The sequence below is a fragment of the Myxococcus sp. CA005 genome, assembly GCF_006518205.1.
Taxonomy (GTDB): domain Bacteria; phylum Myxococcota; class Myxococcia; order Myxococcales; family Myxococcaceae; genus Myxococcus; species Myxococcus xanthus.
On record NZ_SRLV01000138.1, the window covers coordinates 1 to 14,611 of the forward strand.

Below are 14,611 nucleotides of genomic sequence, written 5' to 3' on the forward strand. Positions count from 1 at the left end.
GAGGCAGGGCGGGGGGCTGGTCGGCTTCCGGCGTCGAGGTGCTCGGGTGGAGGATCGGAGGCGGGCGCTCCGGTGTGTTCGCGGACGCGCCTCCTCGGATGGGCGGCAAGCGCTCTGCTTCGGAGGCACCCGGGCGGGAGATGGGCGGCGGCCGTTCCGTGTTCGTGGACCGCTGCTGGGGCGTCAGTGCCGTCATCCGTCCGACGGGCGTCTCCATTCGCGCCGAGATGCTCCGGCTCGACAGCGAGGAGGGCGCGGGGACGATGGGTGTGGGGGTGGGGTACTCTTCCGGCCGGCTTGAGGAGTCTGTTCCGCCGCTGCTGGATGCGCGCGTGGGGATGAGCTCCTGGTGCAGCTCGGTGGGCACGCGGATGATGGGCGTCGGCGCGGGTGGTTCGTCCCGCTGGCGGTCGTAGGGCGAGCGCACCACCGGCGTGTGCGAGGGTGGCTCGTAGCGCGCTTCGATGACGGGGCTGCGGACGACCGGGGTCGGCGCGGGGGCTTCATCAGCGTCCCCGGAAGCTTCGCTGGTGCCCACGTCCGTTCGGTTCAGCGCGGCGGGCGCCTTGATGATGGGCGTCACTGATGACGTTTCGCTGGAATCCGCGCCCACGGGCGAAGGAGACCGGCCCGGAGGTGGGGGGACCTTGACGACGGGCGTCGTCGCCGAGGCTCCGCTGCCGTCCTCGTTCAGCACCGACGGCAGCCGGCCTGACGATGATGGCGCCTTGACGATGGGCGTTGTCCCCGAGGCTTCACTGCCGTCCTCGTTCAGCACCGACGGCAGCCGGCCTGACGACGATGGCGCCTTGACGATGGGCGTTGTCCCCGAGGCTTCGCTGCCGTCGTCACTCTGCACGGAGGAGAACCGGCCCGAGGAGGAGGGCGCTTTCACGACGGGCGTCGTCGCCGCGTGCTCACTCGTATCGCCGCTCACCGTCGAAGAGGCCTGCGCTGACGGAATCGGCGCCTTGACGATGGGCGTCGGCGACGGGGGTTCGTCCGCGTCTTCGACCTCCGTTGCCTGAACGATGGGAAGCGCGTTTTCGGAATCGTCGTCGTCGCTCGCGTCGTGCGCGGAACCTTCCGGCGTCGCGTCGTTGCCGGCCACGCTGGATGCGGAGGCCTCGCTCTCGCGGACCGTGGTGGTCGCGGCATCGGCGGCCGCTGCGGAGCGCTCTCGCAGCGGCGCGCCCATCACTACGGGCGGCTCGATGGGATTCGTCTCGAGTTCCGTCTTGATGAGGCGCGTGTCGAGCCCCTCATCGAGCACCTGCCCCATGACCAGCGGCAGGTCTTCACGCGCACGCCCCGCGGCAGGCGCGTCCTTGTCCTTCCGAGGCTCCGGCGCCTTCTTGGAGACCGGTGCCGCCGTGGGGGCGGGCTCGGGAGGTAGCAGCGCCGCCAGTCGGTTCGTGGGCGTTCCCGTCACCGTGGTGAGCGCGGGCAGGTTGTCCTCGCTCGTGGTGGAGACGGGCTCCGACCGCTTCTCCAGCAGCGAGTCATACAGGTCCAGGAGCTTGCCGCGGATGAGCCCCGCGTCGAGCGCCGCCTCCGCGTGTGCCCGAGCCACCTGGCCCAGCTCCATCCGACGCTTCACGTCGCGCGCCAGCTCGATGATGCGGTCGGCCAAGGCCTGGCTGTCGCCCGGAGGGAAGAAGACGCCCGCGCCAGCCGGGATGAGCTCCCGCGTCACGGGCAGGTCCGCCGCGATGATGGGGCGGCCCGCGGCGCAGTACTCCGACACCTTCGCCAGCGGCCCGCCCTGAACGCGATTGCGCTCCACGTCATCCATGGGCAGCACGCCCACGTCCGCGAGCGCGAGCACCTTGGCCAGGTCGTCGTGGTGCACCGGGGGTTGGAACTCCACCCGGTCGCTCAGGCCCAGCTCCTTCACCAGGTCATCCAGGTGCGGCTGCCAGTCCGCGTGGCGCGCGCCCACCACCGTCAGACGCACCTCTTCCTCCCGGGCCGCCACCTCCACCGCGCGCAGCAGCGTGGACAGGCCCTGCCACCCCACCTGGCTGCCCAGGTACATCATCCGGAGCGGTTCGCCGTCCGGGGCGCCCAGCACCTCGGGCGTGAAGGGCTGGAGGTCCACCGGCGCGGGCAGCACCCGGACCTGCTCCTCACTGGCGCCGAGCGACTGGATGTAGGCGCGCGTCGTTTCCGAGCCGGTGACGACGAGGTCCGCGTTCATCAGGCAGAACAGCTCCTGCCTGCGAATCTTCGACAGGAATCGCCGGTCCCCCTCCGTCTGTGGGTGGGTGTACCGCAGCTCCTGCGAGGGGAACGTCTGGGCCTCGTAGATGAGCCGGTACCCGTAGTCTCCCTTCAGCTCGCACACTGCGTATCCGCCGAAGGGGTCCGTGAAGTGGGCGAGCGCGTAGTCCTCGCTTTCGAGCTGCCGGCGCACAGCCCGCTCGAAGGCCTGGATGCGCGAAGCGAGGTCCCCCGAGCCTACCGGGACGCGAAGCAGCCGGGCGCCCTGGTACTTCTCGATGTGGGAGTGGTCAGGCGTCTTCGCCGATAGCACCACCACGGAGAAGCGGTCCGGCAACGCCTTCAAGTATTCGGTCAAACGCCGGGATGAACCCGACGGACCGGGGATGACGTCGAAACTGCACAGGAGCAGTCTGGGCAGGTCGCTCAAGCGTGGGCAGGATACCTAGCCGCCCCCTGAGTGTCATCGGGTGATGAAACGAGAAAGGGGGTCGGGCGAAGAACACATGTAATGCTGGCACGTTGACCCTCTACGACCAGCGACCTAAAGGCCGGTTTTGCCTATGGAAGACCTCAAGAGCGTGACGGTCAGCTACCTCAGGGAGTTGGCACGGAAGCACCTGGGGAGCGGCTACAGTCGTATGAAAAAAGAGGAGCTGCTCGCAGCCCTGGCCGCCTATGTCCCCGCCCTGGCGAAGCTCGCCCGGTTGGCGGGCATCCGAGTGCTTCCCAAGCGCTCGGCCACGAAACCCGCTGCATCTCCTGCCCGGGCCCCCGCCGCCAGGAAGGCCAAGACGCCCGCCACTGACGCCGCGAAGGCGCCCCGGAAGTCGAAGTCCCCGACCGCCGCGAAGCCCAAGACGGACGGCGCGCAAGACCAGGGCAGGGTGTCCGCGCCCAAGCGGGTGGCCGCCAAGCGGGCCTCCGAGAAGCCCGGGAGCAAGCCGACTGTCAAACCCGCGAAGGTGGTCACGTTCCCGCCCAAGCCCCGAGTGGAACGGGCGCGTGAGCCGGTGACGCCCGTCATGCCTTCTGTCACGAGGCCGCTCGTTCCCGCGCCGGAGCCGGTGCCGCGGCCCGTCACACGGCCCGCGCCCGTGCAAAAGCCCGCGGAGCCCGTGGAGGAGGGCTTCTTCGTGGCGCGCGTGGCTGGCGAGGAGGAGGCGCGCAGCCACCATCTGGTGGAGAGCGCGCCGGTTCCGCCTCCGCCCCCTGTGGATGCCGAGGGATTGGGTGCGCTGCCGGAGCGGTATCAGGACGACGCCGTCCTCCTGTTGCCAAGGGACCCGCACACGCTCTTCGTGTCCTGGGACTTCAGCCTGGGGGCCCTGCTGCGGGCGCAGGATGCACTGGAGGCGCCGCGTACCGTGCTTCGTGTGTTCGGTGACGAACAGATGGAGCGGGAGTTGGACTTCACGGTGGAGGCTCGCGGCTTCTACATCCAAGGGTTGCCGTCGGGGCGGACGTATCGCGTGGAGGCGCACTTTGTCGGTCGTGATGGGCGGAGCTGCCGCATCGGTGCTTCGAGCAACCGCGTGACGCTGCCTCCCGCGGGTGTCTCCACGGATTTGACGGTGCGTTTCCTTCGGGTTCCTCCGCTCGAGGCGGCGCTGCCCGCGGCGGTCGTGGAAGCGCCGCCGGAAGAGGAGCGCGAGTACGTGTCATGGCGCCGGGTGAACCTGCCGGGCAGTGGTGGCGTGCTGGATGTGCCGGAAGTCCACAGGGAGCGTCGTGGCAGGGACATGACGGAGGCGCACCTGGAGGGCCCCGCGCGAGCGCCGGGCGCTTCGGACCAGCAGTACGTGGAGTCGGTGGAGCGCGTGCCTGGGGCTTCGGACCAACGGTACGCGGACTCGGTGGGGCGAGCGGCGGGGGCTTCGGACCAGCGCTATCTGTCGGTTGCGGCGCTGCGGAATGCGCGCGAGGTGCGTGGACCCGTGACTGCTCCCGTGTCGCACTACCTGGAGACCCTGGGCCGTGCACCGGGGGCTTCGGATATGCGTCATGCGGAAGGGGACGCTCACGAGGCGGGGAGGGGGCCAGGGCCCCGTGCGTATCTGGATGTGAAGGGCGTCCCGGGTGCATCGGACCTGCGCTACGCGGAAGGCGGCGCGGCACGCCAGGCAGGCCGTGACACGTCACCGCACCGCTACCTGGACATGAAGGGCATTCCGGGCGCATCGGACTTGCGCTACGCGGAAGGCGGTGCGACTCGCTTGCCGGTCAGCGGCGCTTCGCCTTATCGCTATCTGGACGTGCAGGGCATTCCGGGTGCGTCGGACCTCCGCTATGCGGAAGGTGCGGCGACTTCGCAACCGCATCACCTGGACGTAAGCCGCATTCCGGGAGCGTCGGACCTGCGCTACCTGGAGTCGCCGCCCCGCGCGCCGGGCGCATCGGAGCAACGCTACCTGGAGTCATCTCCGCAGCGGGCAGGCGCCTCGGAGCGTCGTTACCTGGATGCCCCGGAACGGGTGTCGGGCGTATCGGAGCGCCGCCACCTGGATTCCCCTCCGCAGGGGACAGGCGCTTCGGGTCGAGGCTTCCTCGGTGCTCCGGCTCAACCGTCGGGCGCTGCCGATACGTCAGCACGCACAGAAACCGGAACCACCGCGAAGGATGCTCACGGCGCCGGTACTCATCCCCCCGCGGTCGAGGAGAACCACCGCTACTTCGAGGCTCCGCCACGTTCATCCGGCGCCACGGTTCCGAGCAGCGACGCCCAGGCGCAGGGAGACGCCGACGCGGAGGAGGACCACCGCTACTTCGAAGTGCGTCGGTCCCGTGCGGAAGGCGCGGCGCATCGTCGCACGGCGACTCCTTCCTCCTTCGAGGCCCGCGAGGACCACGCCACCCACGACGCGGCGGAGCCGCCTCCCCGGAAGCCGCCTTCGGACGACGGCCGCTCCTGAACCCGCACGGAGACATTGAACGACCATGAGCCTGGGCTCCCTCGCGTTGGTGCTCCACGCGCACCTTCCCTTCGTTCGGCACCCCGAGCATGAGGATTTCCTCGAGGAGGACTGGCTCTACGAGGCCATCTCCGAGACGTACCTCCCGCTGCTCCAGGTCTTCGACGGACTGGCGGAGGACGGCGTCCCGTTCCGCCTCGCGATGACGCTGTCTCCAACGCTCGTCTCCATGCTGCGCGACGAGCTGCTGATGAGCCGCTACGCACGGCGGCTGGACCTGCTCTGCGAACTGGGCGCGCGAGAGGTGCATCGGACGCGAGACGACGCCACCTTCGGCCCCATTGCCCGCTTCTACCGGGACCACTTCGAGTCCCTGCGCCGCGCGTTCCATGACCGCTACAAGCGCGACCTCGTCGCCGCGTTCCGGCGGCTCCAGGACGCGGGCTACCTGGACATCCTCACCTGCAACGCGACACACGGTTTCCTGCCGTTGATGCAGCAGGTGCCCGAAGCCGTCCGCGCGCAGGTGACGGTGGCCGCGAACCACTACCGCCAGCACTTCGGCAGGGACCCCGCCGGCATCTGGCTCGCCGAGTGCGGCTACTACCCGGGCCTGGATCGCCTGCTGGCGAGCGAGCGCATTCGTTACTTCTTCGTCGATACGCACGGCCTGACGGACGCCGTGCCCCGGCCCCTGCATGGCCCCTACGCACCCGTCTTCACCGAGGCGGGCGTCGCCGCGTATGCCCGAGACCCGGAGAGCAGCCAGCAGGTGTGGAGCACCGAGCACGGCTACCCGGGCGACCCGGACTACCGCGAGTTCTACCGGGACATCGGCTGGGACCTGGACCTGGACTACATCCGCCCGTTCATCCAGCCCACCGGCGAGCGCAAGAACACCGGCTTCAAGTACTTCCGCATCACCGGGAAGACGAACGAGAAGCGCCCCTATGATCCGCTCGCCGCGCGTGAGCGGGCCTCGGTGCATGCGGGCAACTTCCTCTTCAACCGCCAACGGCAGATTGAAGACCTGGCCTCGCGCCTGGGCGGCAGGGAGCCGGTGGTCGTCGCGCCCTATGACGCCGAGCTCTTCGGCCACTGGTGGTTCGAGGGGCCCCAGTTCCTCGACTTCCTCATCCGCAAGGTCGCGTATGACCAGAAGACGTTCCGGCTGGTGACGCCGTTGGATGACCTGCGGGAGCACCCGGAGAATCAGGTGGCGACGCCGCCGCTGTCCTCGTGGGGCGCGGGCGGTTACGCCAACATGTGGCTCGACGGCAGCAATGATTGGATCTACCGCCACCTCAATCACTGCGCGAAGCAGATGGTGGAACTGGCGCGTGACTTCCCGGATGCCGGTGAGCTGCAACGTCGCGCGCTCAATCAGGCGGCCAGGGAGCTGCTGCTCGCCCAGTCCTCCGACTGGGCCTTCATCATGAAGACGGGCACCATGGTGGAGTACGCCCAGCGCCGCACGCGCGAGCACATCCTGCGCTTCCAGCGCCTGCACGAGCAGCTACGCGGCGGCAGTCTGGACGAGGGCTGGCTCTCTCTCGTGGAGGGGCGGGACAACCTCTATCCAGAGCTGGACTACCGCCTCTATCTGCCTGCCTGAGGCCAGGGGGGAGTAGGGTGGGGTGATGTGTCCTCCTGTCGCCACGTCAGACGGTTTGGCTTGCGGGGCTGGTTTTCGGCTTTAGCTTGGTCTGCATATGAACCGTTCGACCGTCTCGTTCCGGAAGGCGCTCGTCGCCGCGCTCCTGGTCGCGTTGCCCCCCGCTGCTGCTGTCTCGCAGGCGCCAAAGTCGCCGCCCGCGGCCACCCAGCCGGGCGCCGGGAACGTCCTCCAGCCCGCGACACGGGAGGCCCAGGCGCTTCCGTCGCTGGCGCCGCTGGTGGAGTCGGTGAAGTCGGCGGTGGTCAACGTGGACGTGCAGGCTCGAGGGGGCGGCGTTCCGCGTGGGATGGAGGACAACCCGCTCTTCGAGCGCTTCTTCGGTGGAGGCCGCGAGGGCGGCAGGCCGCGCCGCGAGCCGCTGCGCCAAGGGGCAGGGTCCGGCTTCATCATCGACCCGAAGGGCGTCGTCCTCACCAACAACCACGTGGTGGAGGATGCCGTCAGCATCACCATCCGCCTGGATGACGGACGCAGCTTCAGCGGCGAAGTGGTGGGGCGTGATCCGCTCACGGACGTGGCGCTCGTGCGGCTCAAGGAGAAGGTGGAGAACCTGCCCACCGTGAAGCTGGGCGACTCGGATGCATTGCGCGTGGGGGACTGGGTGGTGGCCATTGGCAACCCCTTCGGTCTGGCCTCCAGCGTCAGCCTGGGCATCGTCTCCGCGAGGGCGCGTGAGATTGGCGCCAGCCAGTACGACGAGTTCCTTCAGACGGACGCGGCCATCAACCCGGGCAACTCGGGCGGCCCGCTCTTCAACATGAAGGGCGAAGTGGTGGGCATCAACACCGCCATCGTCGGCGGTGGCTCCGGCATCGGCTTCGCGGTGCCCAGCAATCTCATCGGTTCACTGCTGCCGCAGTTGGAGAAGGAAGGCTCCGTCACGCGCGCATGGCTGGGCGTGGGCATCCAGGACTTGACGCGGGACCTGGCCAGCGCGCTCAAGCTCCCCGTGAATCAAGGCGCCATCCTCACGCAGGTGATGCCGTCGTCTCCCGCGGCGAAGGCGGGCCTGAAGCAGGATGACGTCGTCATCGCCATCGACGGCCGGACCGTCACCTCCAGCGGCGAGCTGACGCGCACCGTGGCGCTCAAGCGTCCCGGAAGCACCTCCACGTTGACGCTCTACCGCGACGGCAAGAAGCAGGACGTGAAGGTGACGCTCGGTACGCGGCCAGACCTGGAGGGCGTGGCCTCGGGGAAGCAGCGGCCGGAGGACCAGCAGGAGAGCTCCCGGCGCGTGGGCGTCAGCCTCCAGAACCTGGATGCGCGCACCGCGCAGCAGGCCGGCTTCACGGACAGCAGCGGCGCGCTCATCACCGACGTGGTGCCCGGCTCGCCAGCGGACCGCGCGCAGTTGGAGCCCGGCATGGTCGTCATCGAGGCCAACCGCAAGAAGGTGGAGAACGCGGACGCCCTGGCCCGCATCATCAAGGGCGCCGAGTCCGGGAGCACCTTGCTGCTGCGCGTGACGGCGCCGGGCGGGGCTCGCAACCTGCGCGCCCTGCGGGTGCCGTGAGTCCGGCGCGTGGGAGCGGCGGATGAGCGTCAACTACGTCGCGCTTGGAGACAGCACGGCCGTGGGCGTGGGGGCGGCGCGAGGAGGCGGCTATCCCGAGCGCCTCGCCTCCCGGCTGCGCGCTGTTGGCCTGCCCGTGGGCCTCACCAACCTGGGGCAGAGCGGCGCGCGCATCCGTGACGTCTTCACGGGGCAGGTGAAGCGCGCCGTGGCCGCGCAGCCCACGCTGGTGACGCTGGGCATCGGGACGAATGACCTCTGGCGCGGCACGCCCGTGGAGGACTTCCAAGACGACCTGGACCGCATCGCGCGAAGGTTGAAGCAGACCGGAGCGCCGCTGGTGGTGGTGAACCTCGCGGACCTGGCGCTGGCCCCCGTGGCGCGGCTGGTGCCCGCGGCGCTGTACGAAGGCCGCATCGAGCCCTTCAACGCCGCCATCGCGGAGGTGGCCCGGGTGCACGGCATGCACCACGTGGACCTCTTCACGGCGAGCAAGGACATGATTCCCAAGAGCCCCCACTTCTTCTCGGACGACGGCTTCCATCCGTCGGCCGATGGCTATGAGGAGTGGGCGGACCTGCTGCTGCCCACGGCGCAGACGCTCGTGAGCCGCTGAGCGCCTACGCCTTGGCCACGCCACCCGGAGGATTGGGGGCGGCAGTCACGGCGGGAGGCTCGGCCGTGGGCGTGTGCGGGCCCCGCTCGCGGCCCGGGTGCAGCTCCATGCCGGCCTCGTACTGGGTGGTGCGGTTCCGGCCGGTGCGCTTGCTGAAATAGAGCGCCGCGTCCGCGCAGTCCACCAGCTCTTCCTGGGCGGAGGCGTCGGAGGGGAAGTGCGACGCGCCAATGGACACCGTGACGTGGTTGCCCGGCAGGCCCGGCTGGACCAGCTCCACGGACTCCGCCACGGCGCGGCGCAGCTTCTCCGCGACCTCCATGGCCTCCGCCTTGTTCGTCTGGGGCAGGAGGATGACGAACTCCTCGCCGCCGTAGCGCGCCAGCGTGTCCACCTTGCGCACGCGCAGCCGCAGCACGTCGCACACCCGGCGCAGCGTCTCGTCACCCACGCGGTGGCCGGCCAGGTCGTTGATGCGCTTGAAGTGGTCCACGTCCACCATGAGCAGCGCCAGCGGGGTGCCGAAGCGGTTCGAACGCGCCAGCTCCAGCTCCATGCGCTGGAAGAGGTGGCGGCGGTTGGGCACGCCGGTGAGCGGGTCCGTCATGGTGAGCTTCACCGTCTCCGCGTGCAGCCGGGCGTTCTTCACCGCCGTGGCCACCACGTCCGCCACCGCGTTGAGCAGCTCGATTTCCTCCGCGGAGAAGCTGGCCACCTCGGGGCGCTGGAAGTTCATCACGCCCAGCAGCGTCTCCATGTGCACCATGGGCGCCGCCAGCAGCGCGCCGCTGTTGAGCCCGCCCTTCACCAGGTCCGGCTTGGCGAACACGCTGGAGCGGTCCGACGTGTCCGGCAGGTACACCGACTTGCGCGTCTCCGCCGCGCGCCCGCAGGCGCCTTCGCCCAGCGCGAAGGTGAGGCCCTCCGCGCCGCGGCCCTCCGGCCAGGCGTGCTTGATTTCCAGCAGGCTCTCCGGGTTCATCAACATGATGGAGAACTCGGGGATGCGCAGCCGCTCGGTCACCAGCCGGGTGACGGCGTCCAGCAGCTCATCCAGCTCCAGCGTGGCGTTGAGCGAGCGCGCCACGTCGAAGAGCAGCGACAGCTCCTTGAGGCGGTCCTCCAACTCGTCCTTGAGGGCCAGCTTCTCCTTCACCAGCTCCAGGTCGCGGTGGGTGTCGATCTCCTCCGCCTTCATGGAGGTGAGCCGCGCCAGCATCTGGTTGAAGGCCGAGCCCAGCTGCGCGAGCTCGTCGGTGCCTCGCGCCTCCGCGCGCACCAGCAGGTCGCCTGCCTCCGCGCGCCGCATGGCCACGCTCAGCTTGCGCAGCGGGCGGGTGAGGACGAAGTGCAGCGCCAGCCCGGTGATGAGCGCCAGCAGCACCACGAACAGGCCCATGGAGCCGAGCGCCGCGCCGAACACGGACGACAGCTGCTGGTGGAGCGCCGGCTCCGCCATCCGCAGCTGCAGGATGCTGGCGCCCGGCACGTCGCCGGAGGTGTGGCAGCCGGCGCACTCGGGCCCGCCGAGGGGACGGATGACCTCCGTCATCTGCGCCACCGAGCGCGCCCGCTCCGGGCCAGGGGCCGTCAGCCGCGCGGCCTCCGGGTGCGTCGTGCCTTCTTCACCCGACCGGCGGGACCAGAGGATGCGCCCATCCGGCGTCAGCACCCGGACGTCCTCCACCGAGCGGAAGAGCCGGGTGTCGGAGCGCATCACCTCCGTCACCGCGCCATGGGCCGGAGCCCCGCGTGCCTGCGGGAGGGTGAAGGTGGATGCGACGAACTCCGCCAGCGCCAGCGACTCCACCTGGGTGGCGTCCTGGACCGCGACCCGCGCCTCACGCCAGAAGTGGCCGACGCCCAGCAGCGCCACGAGCAGCCCGGGCAGGGCGATGCTCCACAGCAGCTTGCGACCAACAGTGTCGGGACCCAGGGGCATACGGGTGCTCGCGGCTCTCGAGCGCGGAGGTTCGGACTGGTTTCACGGAGTTTGGACGGTCCATGAATTGTCAGGTGGCTGACGCTACCTGTCAAACGAAGCGGCGAAATCATCCTACGATTGCGCTGACGCTGGATCACCTCCTGATGCATCAATCAGGTGGATTCCTGGAGATTCCATGTCGACCGAGTTTCTCACCTCCGCGCTGTTGCCGGTGCCGCACGGCTTCACCACCCGCGCGGGCGGTTGTTCGGAGGGGCCCTACGCGTCACTCAACCTGGGTTTCTCCGTGGGCGACGAGCGGGCGCGCGTGGAGGAGAACCACAGCCGCCTTGCACAGGCCGCTGGCGCGCCGCTCGAAGCGCTGAGCCGCGTGTCGCAGGTGCACGGTGATCGCGTGGTGGAGGCCCGGAGCGGGGAGGGGGCCCAGGGGCTGCGCCCCACGGAGGGCGAGGCGGACGGACTGTGGACGCAGTCACCGGGGAGCTGGGTGGCGGTGGGCACGGCGGACTGCGTGCCGGTGCTGCTGGTGGACCCGGATGGTCGCGGCGTGGCGGCGGTGCACTCCGGCTGGCGGGGGACGGACGCGGACATCAGCGCGCGCGCCGTGGAGGTGCTGGTGGCGCGCGGTGCGAGGCCGGAGCGGCTGCTGGCGGTGGTGGGGCCGTCGATCCAGGTTTGTTGCTACGAGGTGTCGGAGGAGCTGGCGCAGCGCTTCCGCGCGCGCTTCGGGGATGAAGTGGTGCGGTGGGTGGAAGGCAAGCCGCGGCTGGACCTGACCCGCGCGGTGCGTCAGACGTTGGTGGGGGCGGGGCTCAAGCTGGCCCACGTCGATGTGCTACAGGCCTGTACGGCGTGTGAGCCCACGCGCTTCTTCTCCCACCGGCGGGACGCGGGGCGGACGGGGCGGCACCTCAATTACGTGGTACACCGCTTCTAGCCACCCGGTGTGTGGGGCCGATTTCTTGACGCTCTCCGACGGGCCTTCCTATCCTCGGGGGGACCCCTCTGCTGAAAAAGGCCCGTGCCCGCGCGCTCCGTCATCTTCCGTCTGCTCGCCGCCGCGCCCCTGTGTGCGCTGGGCGCTTGCGCCACCACCGCTTCCTCGGAGGCGGAGGTGAGTGCGCTGCGCTCTGAACTGCGCACGCTGCGCGCGTCCCAGGAACGGCTGGTGGAGCGGGTGGCCCGGTTGGAGGCGCACGACGCCGTGTCGCGCGCGGGGGCTTCGAGTGAGGGCCCGTCAGCGCGTCCCATTCCGGTGAAGGTGGAGGCGTCCGCGCAGGAGTCGCTGGGCGCCACGCCGGAGCTGGCGGTGGTGAAGCTCAAGCCGCGCCATGAGCCCGCGCCGAAGCTGCCCACCGCCGTGGCGGTGATGGAGCCGGACGACGAGCAGATGGAGATGTTCATCAGCCCCGCGCCGGACGAAGGGTCCGCCGTGTCGGCGAGCGCCGCGTCGGCCGCGACCATGGTTGCGTCGAACGAGGACGCGGGGGAGCAGCAGGACCCCGACGTGCTCGACGCGGAGTTCGACAAGGCCGTGAACATGCTGCGCACCGGCAACGTGGAGGGCGGGGTGGAGAAGCTGCGCCGCTTCGCTGATGAGAACCCGCGTCACCCGCGCGCCGACAACGCGCTCTATTTCAGCGGGTTGGGCCAGATTGGCCTCAACGAGTTCAAGGGCGCCGCGAAGACGTTCGAGCGGCTCATCGACAAGTATCCCGCCGGGGACGCCATGCTGGACGGCATGCTCCGGCTCGCCGAGTGCCGGATGCGGCTCAATCAGTCCGCGGATGCCAAGGTGCTCTACACCCGCGTCGTCACCCAGTTCCCGGGGACGGCGGCTGCTACCCAGGCGGAACAGCGGCTCGCCGCGCTCCCCCAGTGATGCTTCTTTCGAAAGGACGTCCCGCGATGCGCTCCCGGATTCTCACCTCGCTGATGTTGAGCCTCGCCGTCGCGCCAACCGCGTACGCCCAGCAGGAGAACGAGGAAGAGCAGGACACGGGCGGGGAGATGGGCGGCGCCGAGGTGATGGACGAGGCGCCCGATTCCGCGCCGCCGACCTCCGTCGCCATGCCGCCCGGCGCGCCCCGGGGCCGTGAGAGCGCTCCCGGTGAGGTTCACTCCGTGGAGTCCGGTGACACGCTGTGGGACTTGTCCCAGCGTTACCTGGGCAGCCCCTGGTACTGGCCCAAGGTCTGGTCCTACAACCCGGAGATCGCCAACCCGCACTGGATCTACCCCGGCAATCAGGTGCGCTTCTTCGCCGCGGGCGAGGAGGTCCCCACCCAGGTGACGGAGATGGTGGTCGACGAGGGCGACGTGACGGCCCCCATGGAGATGACCTCCAACGACCAGGTCATCGTGACGGGCAAGATTGGCGTCGACCTGGCCAATTCCGTCCCCGTGACGACGCAGGGCTTCGTCACCCAGCGCGAACTGGACGAGGCCGGCCGCATCGAGGGTTCGCCCTCCAACGCGGTGATGCTCTCCTTCCCGGACAGCGTCTACGTGCGCTTCAAGCGGAAGGGTGACGTGAAGGTGGGGGACCGCTACGTCGTCTACCACACCACCCAGGCCGTGAAGCACCCGGTGACCGGGCGCCCGCTGGGCTTCCTCACCGACTTCGTGGGCACCCTGCGCGTGCAGCGCGTGGGCGACGGCATCGTCACCGCGCAGATCATGGACACGTGGGACGGCATCGAGCGTGGCGACCTGGTGGGCCCCGTGGGTGAGCGCCTCACCGAGCGCGTGGCGCCGAAGCCGAACGCGAAGCAGGTGGACGGCACCGTCATCACCGCGCTGGTGCCGTACCTCACGGTGCTGGGTGAGAACCACAGCATCGTCGTGGACAAGGGCAGCGCGGACGGCGTGGAGCTGGGCAACACCTTCAACATCCTCCGCAAGGGGGACCCGTCCCGCCACGTGCTGGGCCACGACGTGCGCAAGCCGTCCAAGGAGGAGCAGTCCTTCCCCTGGCGGAGCATCGGCGCGTGCATGGTGACCGAGGTCAAGGAGCGTACCTCCAACTGCCTCATGACCCGCTCCCTGGAGGAGCTGGTCCCCGGCGACCGCGCCCACATGTCCGCGGGCGCGTCGCCCTCGGCCAGCCGCTGAGCGGCGCGGCAGGAAAAATGCAATGGGCCCCTCGGATGGAGGGGCTGAGTGCTTGACCGGTGGCGGTCCGGTGTTTATGTGTCGCGCCCCTCCCAGCGGCCCCACCTTCATATAGGTGGGTATCGAGCGGGGGACGGGTATGGCGGACGCTGAGACGGACATCCTCACGGCGGAGCAGCAGGCATGCCTCGCGCTCTGGGCCGTTCCCGGCCTGGGGCCGAGGACGCTGGTCGCCCTGCGCGCGTTCGCGGACGGAAGCCTCGCGCCGCTCGCCGCGACTCCAGTGCGAGACTGGGTGTCCCAGGCGCCGGTTTCCTCACAGGTTCGTCGCAAGCTCGCCTCCGTAGAGCGCCTGGCGCCGGTGGCGTGGCGGGTGTGGGAGGCCTGCCGGGCGTCGGGCATGAAGGTGGCGTTCCAGGGGCAGGCGGCCTATCCAGAGCGGCTGGCGGAGGTGGAGGATGCGCCGCCGGTGCTCTTCTACCGGGGCGTGCCGGGGCTGCCGCGGCGTCGGCTGGCCATGGTAGGCAGCCGCCATCCGGATCAGGGCTTCCTGCCGTTCGCGCGGCGCTTCGCCCGGCAGGTGGCGGCGTCGGGGGTGGGGGTGGTG

At 69.8% G+C, this 14,611-nt stretch carries 10 protein-coding genes; 8 read left to right on the plus strand and 2 right to left on the minus strand.

Going from position 1 to position 14,611, the window contains the following annotated elements; translation table 11 throughout:
- On the minus strand, positions 1 to 2,560 hold a 2,560-nt coding region (locus tag FMQ63_RS35195; protein WP_255509289.1), incomplete at its 3' end, for a glycosyltransferase family 4 protein.
- Positions 2,561 to 2,864: 304 nt separating this feature from the next.
- Between FMQ63_RS35195 and FMQ63_RS35200 the strand changes: the two genes are divergently transcribed.
- From FMQ63_RS35200 to FMQ63_RS35215, 4 genes are all read left to right on the plus strand, one after another.
- On the plus strand, positions 2,865 to 5,135 hold the full coding sequence (locus FMQ63_RS35200) for a DUF4912 domain-containing protein (RefSeq protein WP_225909221.1): 2,271 nt from the start codon (positions 2,865 to 2,867) through the stop codon (positions 5,133 to 5,135).
- A 25-nt stretch (positions 5,136 to 5,160) separates the two neighbouring features.
- Positions 5,161 to 6,750: a glycoside hydrolase family 57 protein gene (locus tag FMQ63_RS35205; protein WP_011553050.1), complete on the plus strand. Its 1,590-nt coding sequence runs from the start codon at positions 5,161 to 5,163 to the stop codon at positions 6,748 to 6,750.
- Positions 6,751 to 6,847: 97 nt separating this feature from the next.
- Positions 6,848 to 8,329, plus strand: coding sequence for a trypsin-like peptidase domain-containing protein (locus tag FMQ63_RS35210; protein ID WP_011553051.1), 1,482 nt, complete (start codon positions 6,848 to 6,850; stop codon positions 8,327 to 8,329).
- A 22-nt stretch (positions 8,330 to 8,351) separates the two neighbouring features.
- The gene (locus tag FMQ63_RS35215; RefSeq protein WP_011553052.1) at positions 8,352 to 8,945 is read left to right on the plus strand and encodes an SGNH/GDSL hydrolase family protein; all 594 of its coding nucleotides are present in this window, start codon (positions 8,352 to 8,354) and stop codon (positions 8,943 to 8,945) included.
- A gap of 4 nt (positions 8,946 to 8,949) precedes the next feature.
- On the opposite strand, the gene FMQ63_RS35220 is transcribed toward FMQ63_RS35215, so the two are convergent.
- On the minus strand, positions 8,950 to 10,887 hold the full coding sequence (locus FMQ63_RS35220) for a diguanylate cyclase (protein ID WP_011553053.1): 1,938 nt from the start codon (positions 10,885 to 10,887) through the stop codon (positions 8,950 to 8,952).
- A 178-nt stretch (positions 10,888 to 11,065) separates the two neighbouring features.
- On the opposite strand from FMQ63_RS35220, the gene pgeF reads away from it, so the two are divergent.
- The 4 genes from pgeF to FMQ63_RS35240 all read left to right on the plus strand — a co-directional run.
- Complete coding sequence (gene pgeF / locus FMQ63_RS35225) at positions 11,066 to 11,827, plus strand: peptidoglycan editing factor PgeF (protein WP_020478601.1); 762 nt, start codon at positions 11,066 to 11,068, stop codon at positions 11,825 to 11,827.
- An 84-nt stretch (positions 11,828 to 11,911) separates the two neighbouring features.
- Positions 11,912 to 12,772, plus strand: a complete 861-nt coding sequence (locus FMQ63_RS35230; protein WP_011553056.1) for a tol-pal system YbgF family protein — start codon at positions 11,912 to 11,914, stop codon at positions 12,770 to 12,772.
- A gap of 26 nt (positions 12,773 to 12,798) precedes the next feature.
- Complete coding sequence (locus FMQ63_RS35235) at positions 12,799 to 14,004, plus strand: LysM peptidoglycan-binding domain-containing protein (protein ID WP_026114208.1); 1,206 nt, start codon at positions 12,799 to 12,801, stop codon at positions 14,002 to 14,004.
- Between the two features lie 139 nt (positions 14,005 to 14,143).
- Positions 14,144 to 14,611 (plus strand): DNA-processing protein DprA (locus FMQ63_RS35240; protein WP_194866456.1); only part of this gene is annotated, 468 nt, incomplete at its 3' end.

What these genes read in the sequence shown, in the direction of transcription:
- FMQ63_RS35200 (WP_225909221.1), top strand. Translation starts at nt 2,865, where the DNA reads ATGAAAAAAGAGGAGCTGCTCGCAGCCCTGGCCGCCTATGTCCCCGCC.
- FMQ63_RS35205 (WP_011553050.1), top strand. Translation starts at nt 5,161, where the DNA reads ATGAGCCTGGGCTCCCTCGCGTTGGTGCTCCACGCGCACCTTCCCTTC.
- FMQ63_RS35210 (WP_011553051.1), top strand. Translation starts at nt 6,848, where the DNA reads ATGAACCGTTCGACCGTCTCGTTCCGGAAGGCGCTCGTCGCCGCGCTC.
- FMQ63_RS35215 (WP_011553052.1), top strand. Translation starts at nt 8,352, where the DNA reads ATGAGCGTCAACTACGTCGCGCTTGGAGACAGCACGGCCGTGGGCGTG.
- FMQ63_RS35220 (WP_011553053.1), bottom strand. Translation starts at nt 10,887, where the DNA reads ATGCCCCTGGGTCCCGACACTGTTGGTCGCAAGCTGCTGTGGAGCATC.
- pgeF (WP_020478601.1), top strand. Translation starts at nt 11,066, where the DNA reads ATGTCGACCGAGTTTCTCACCTCCGCGCTGTTGCCGGTGCCGCACGGC.
- FMQ63_RS35235 (WP_026114208.1), top strand. Translation starts at nt 12,799, where the DNA reads ATGCGCTCCCGGATTCTCACCTCGCTGATGTTGAGCCTCGCCGTCGCG.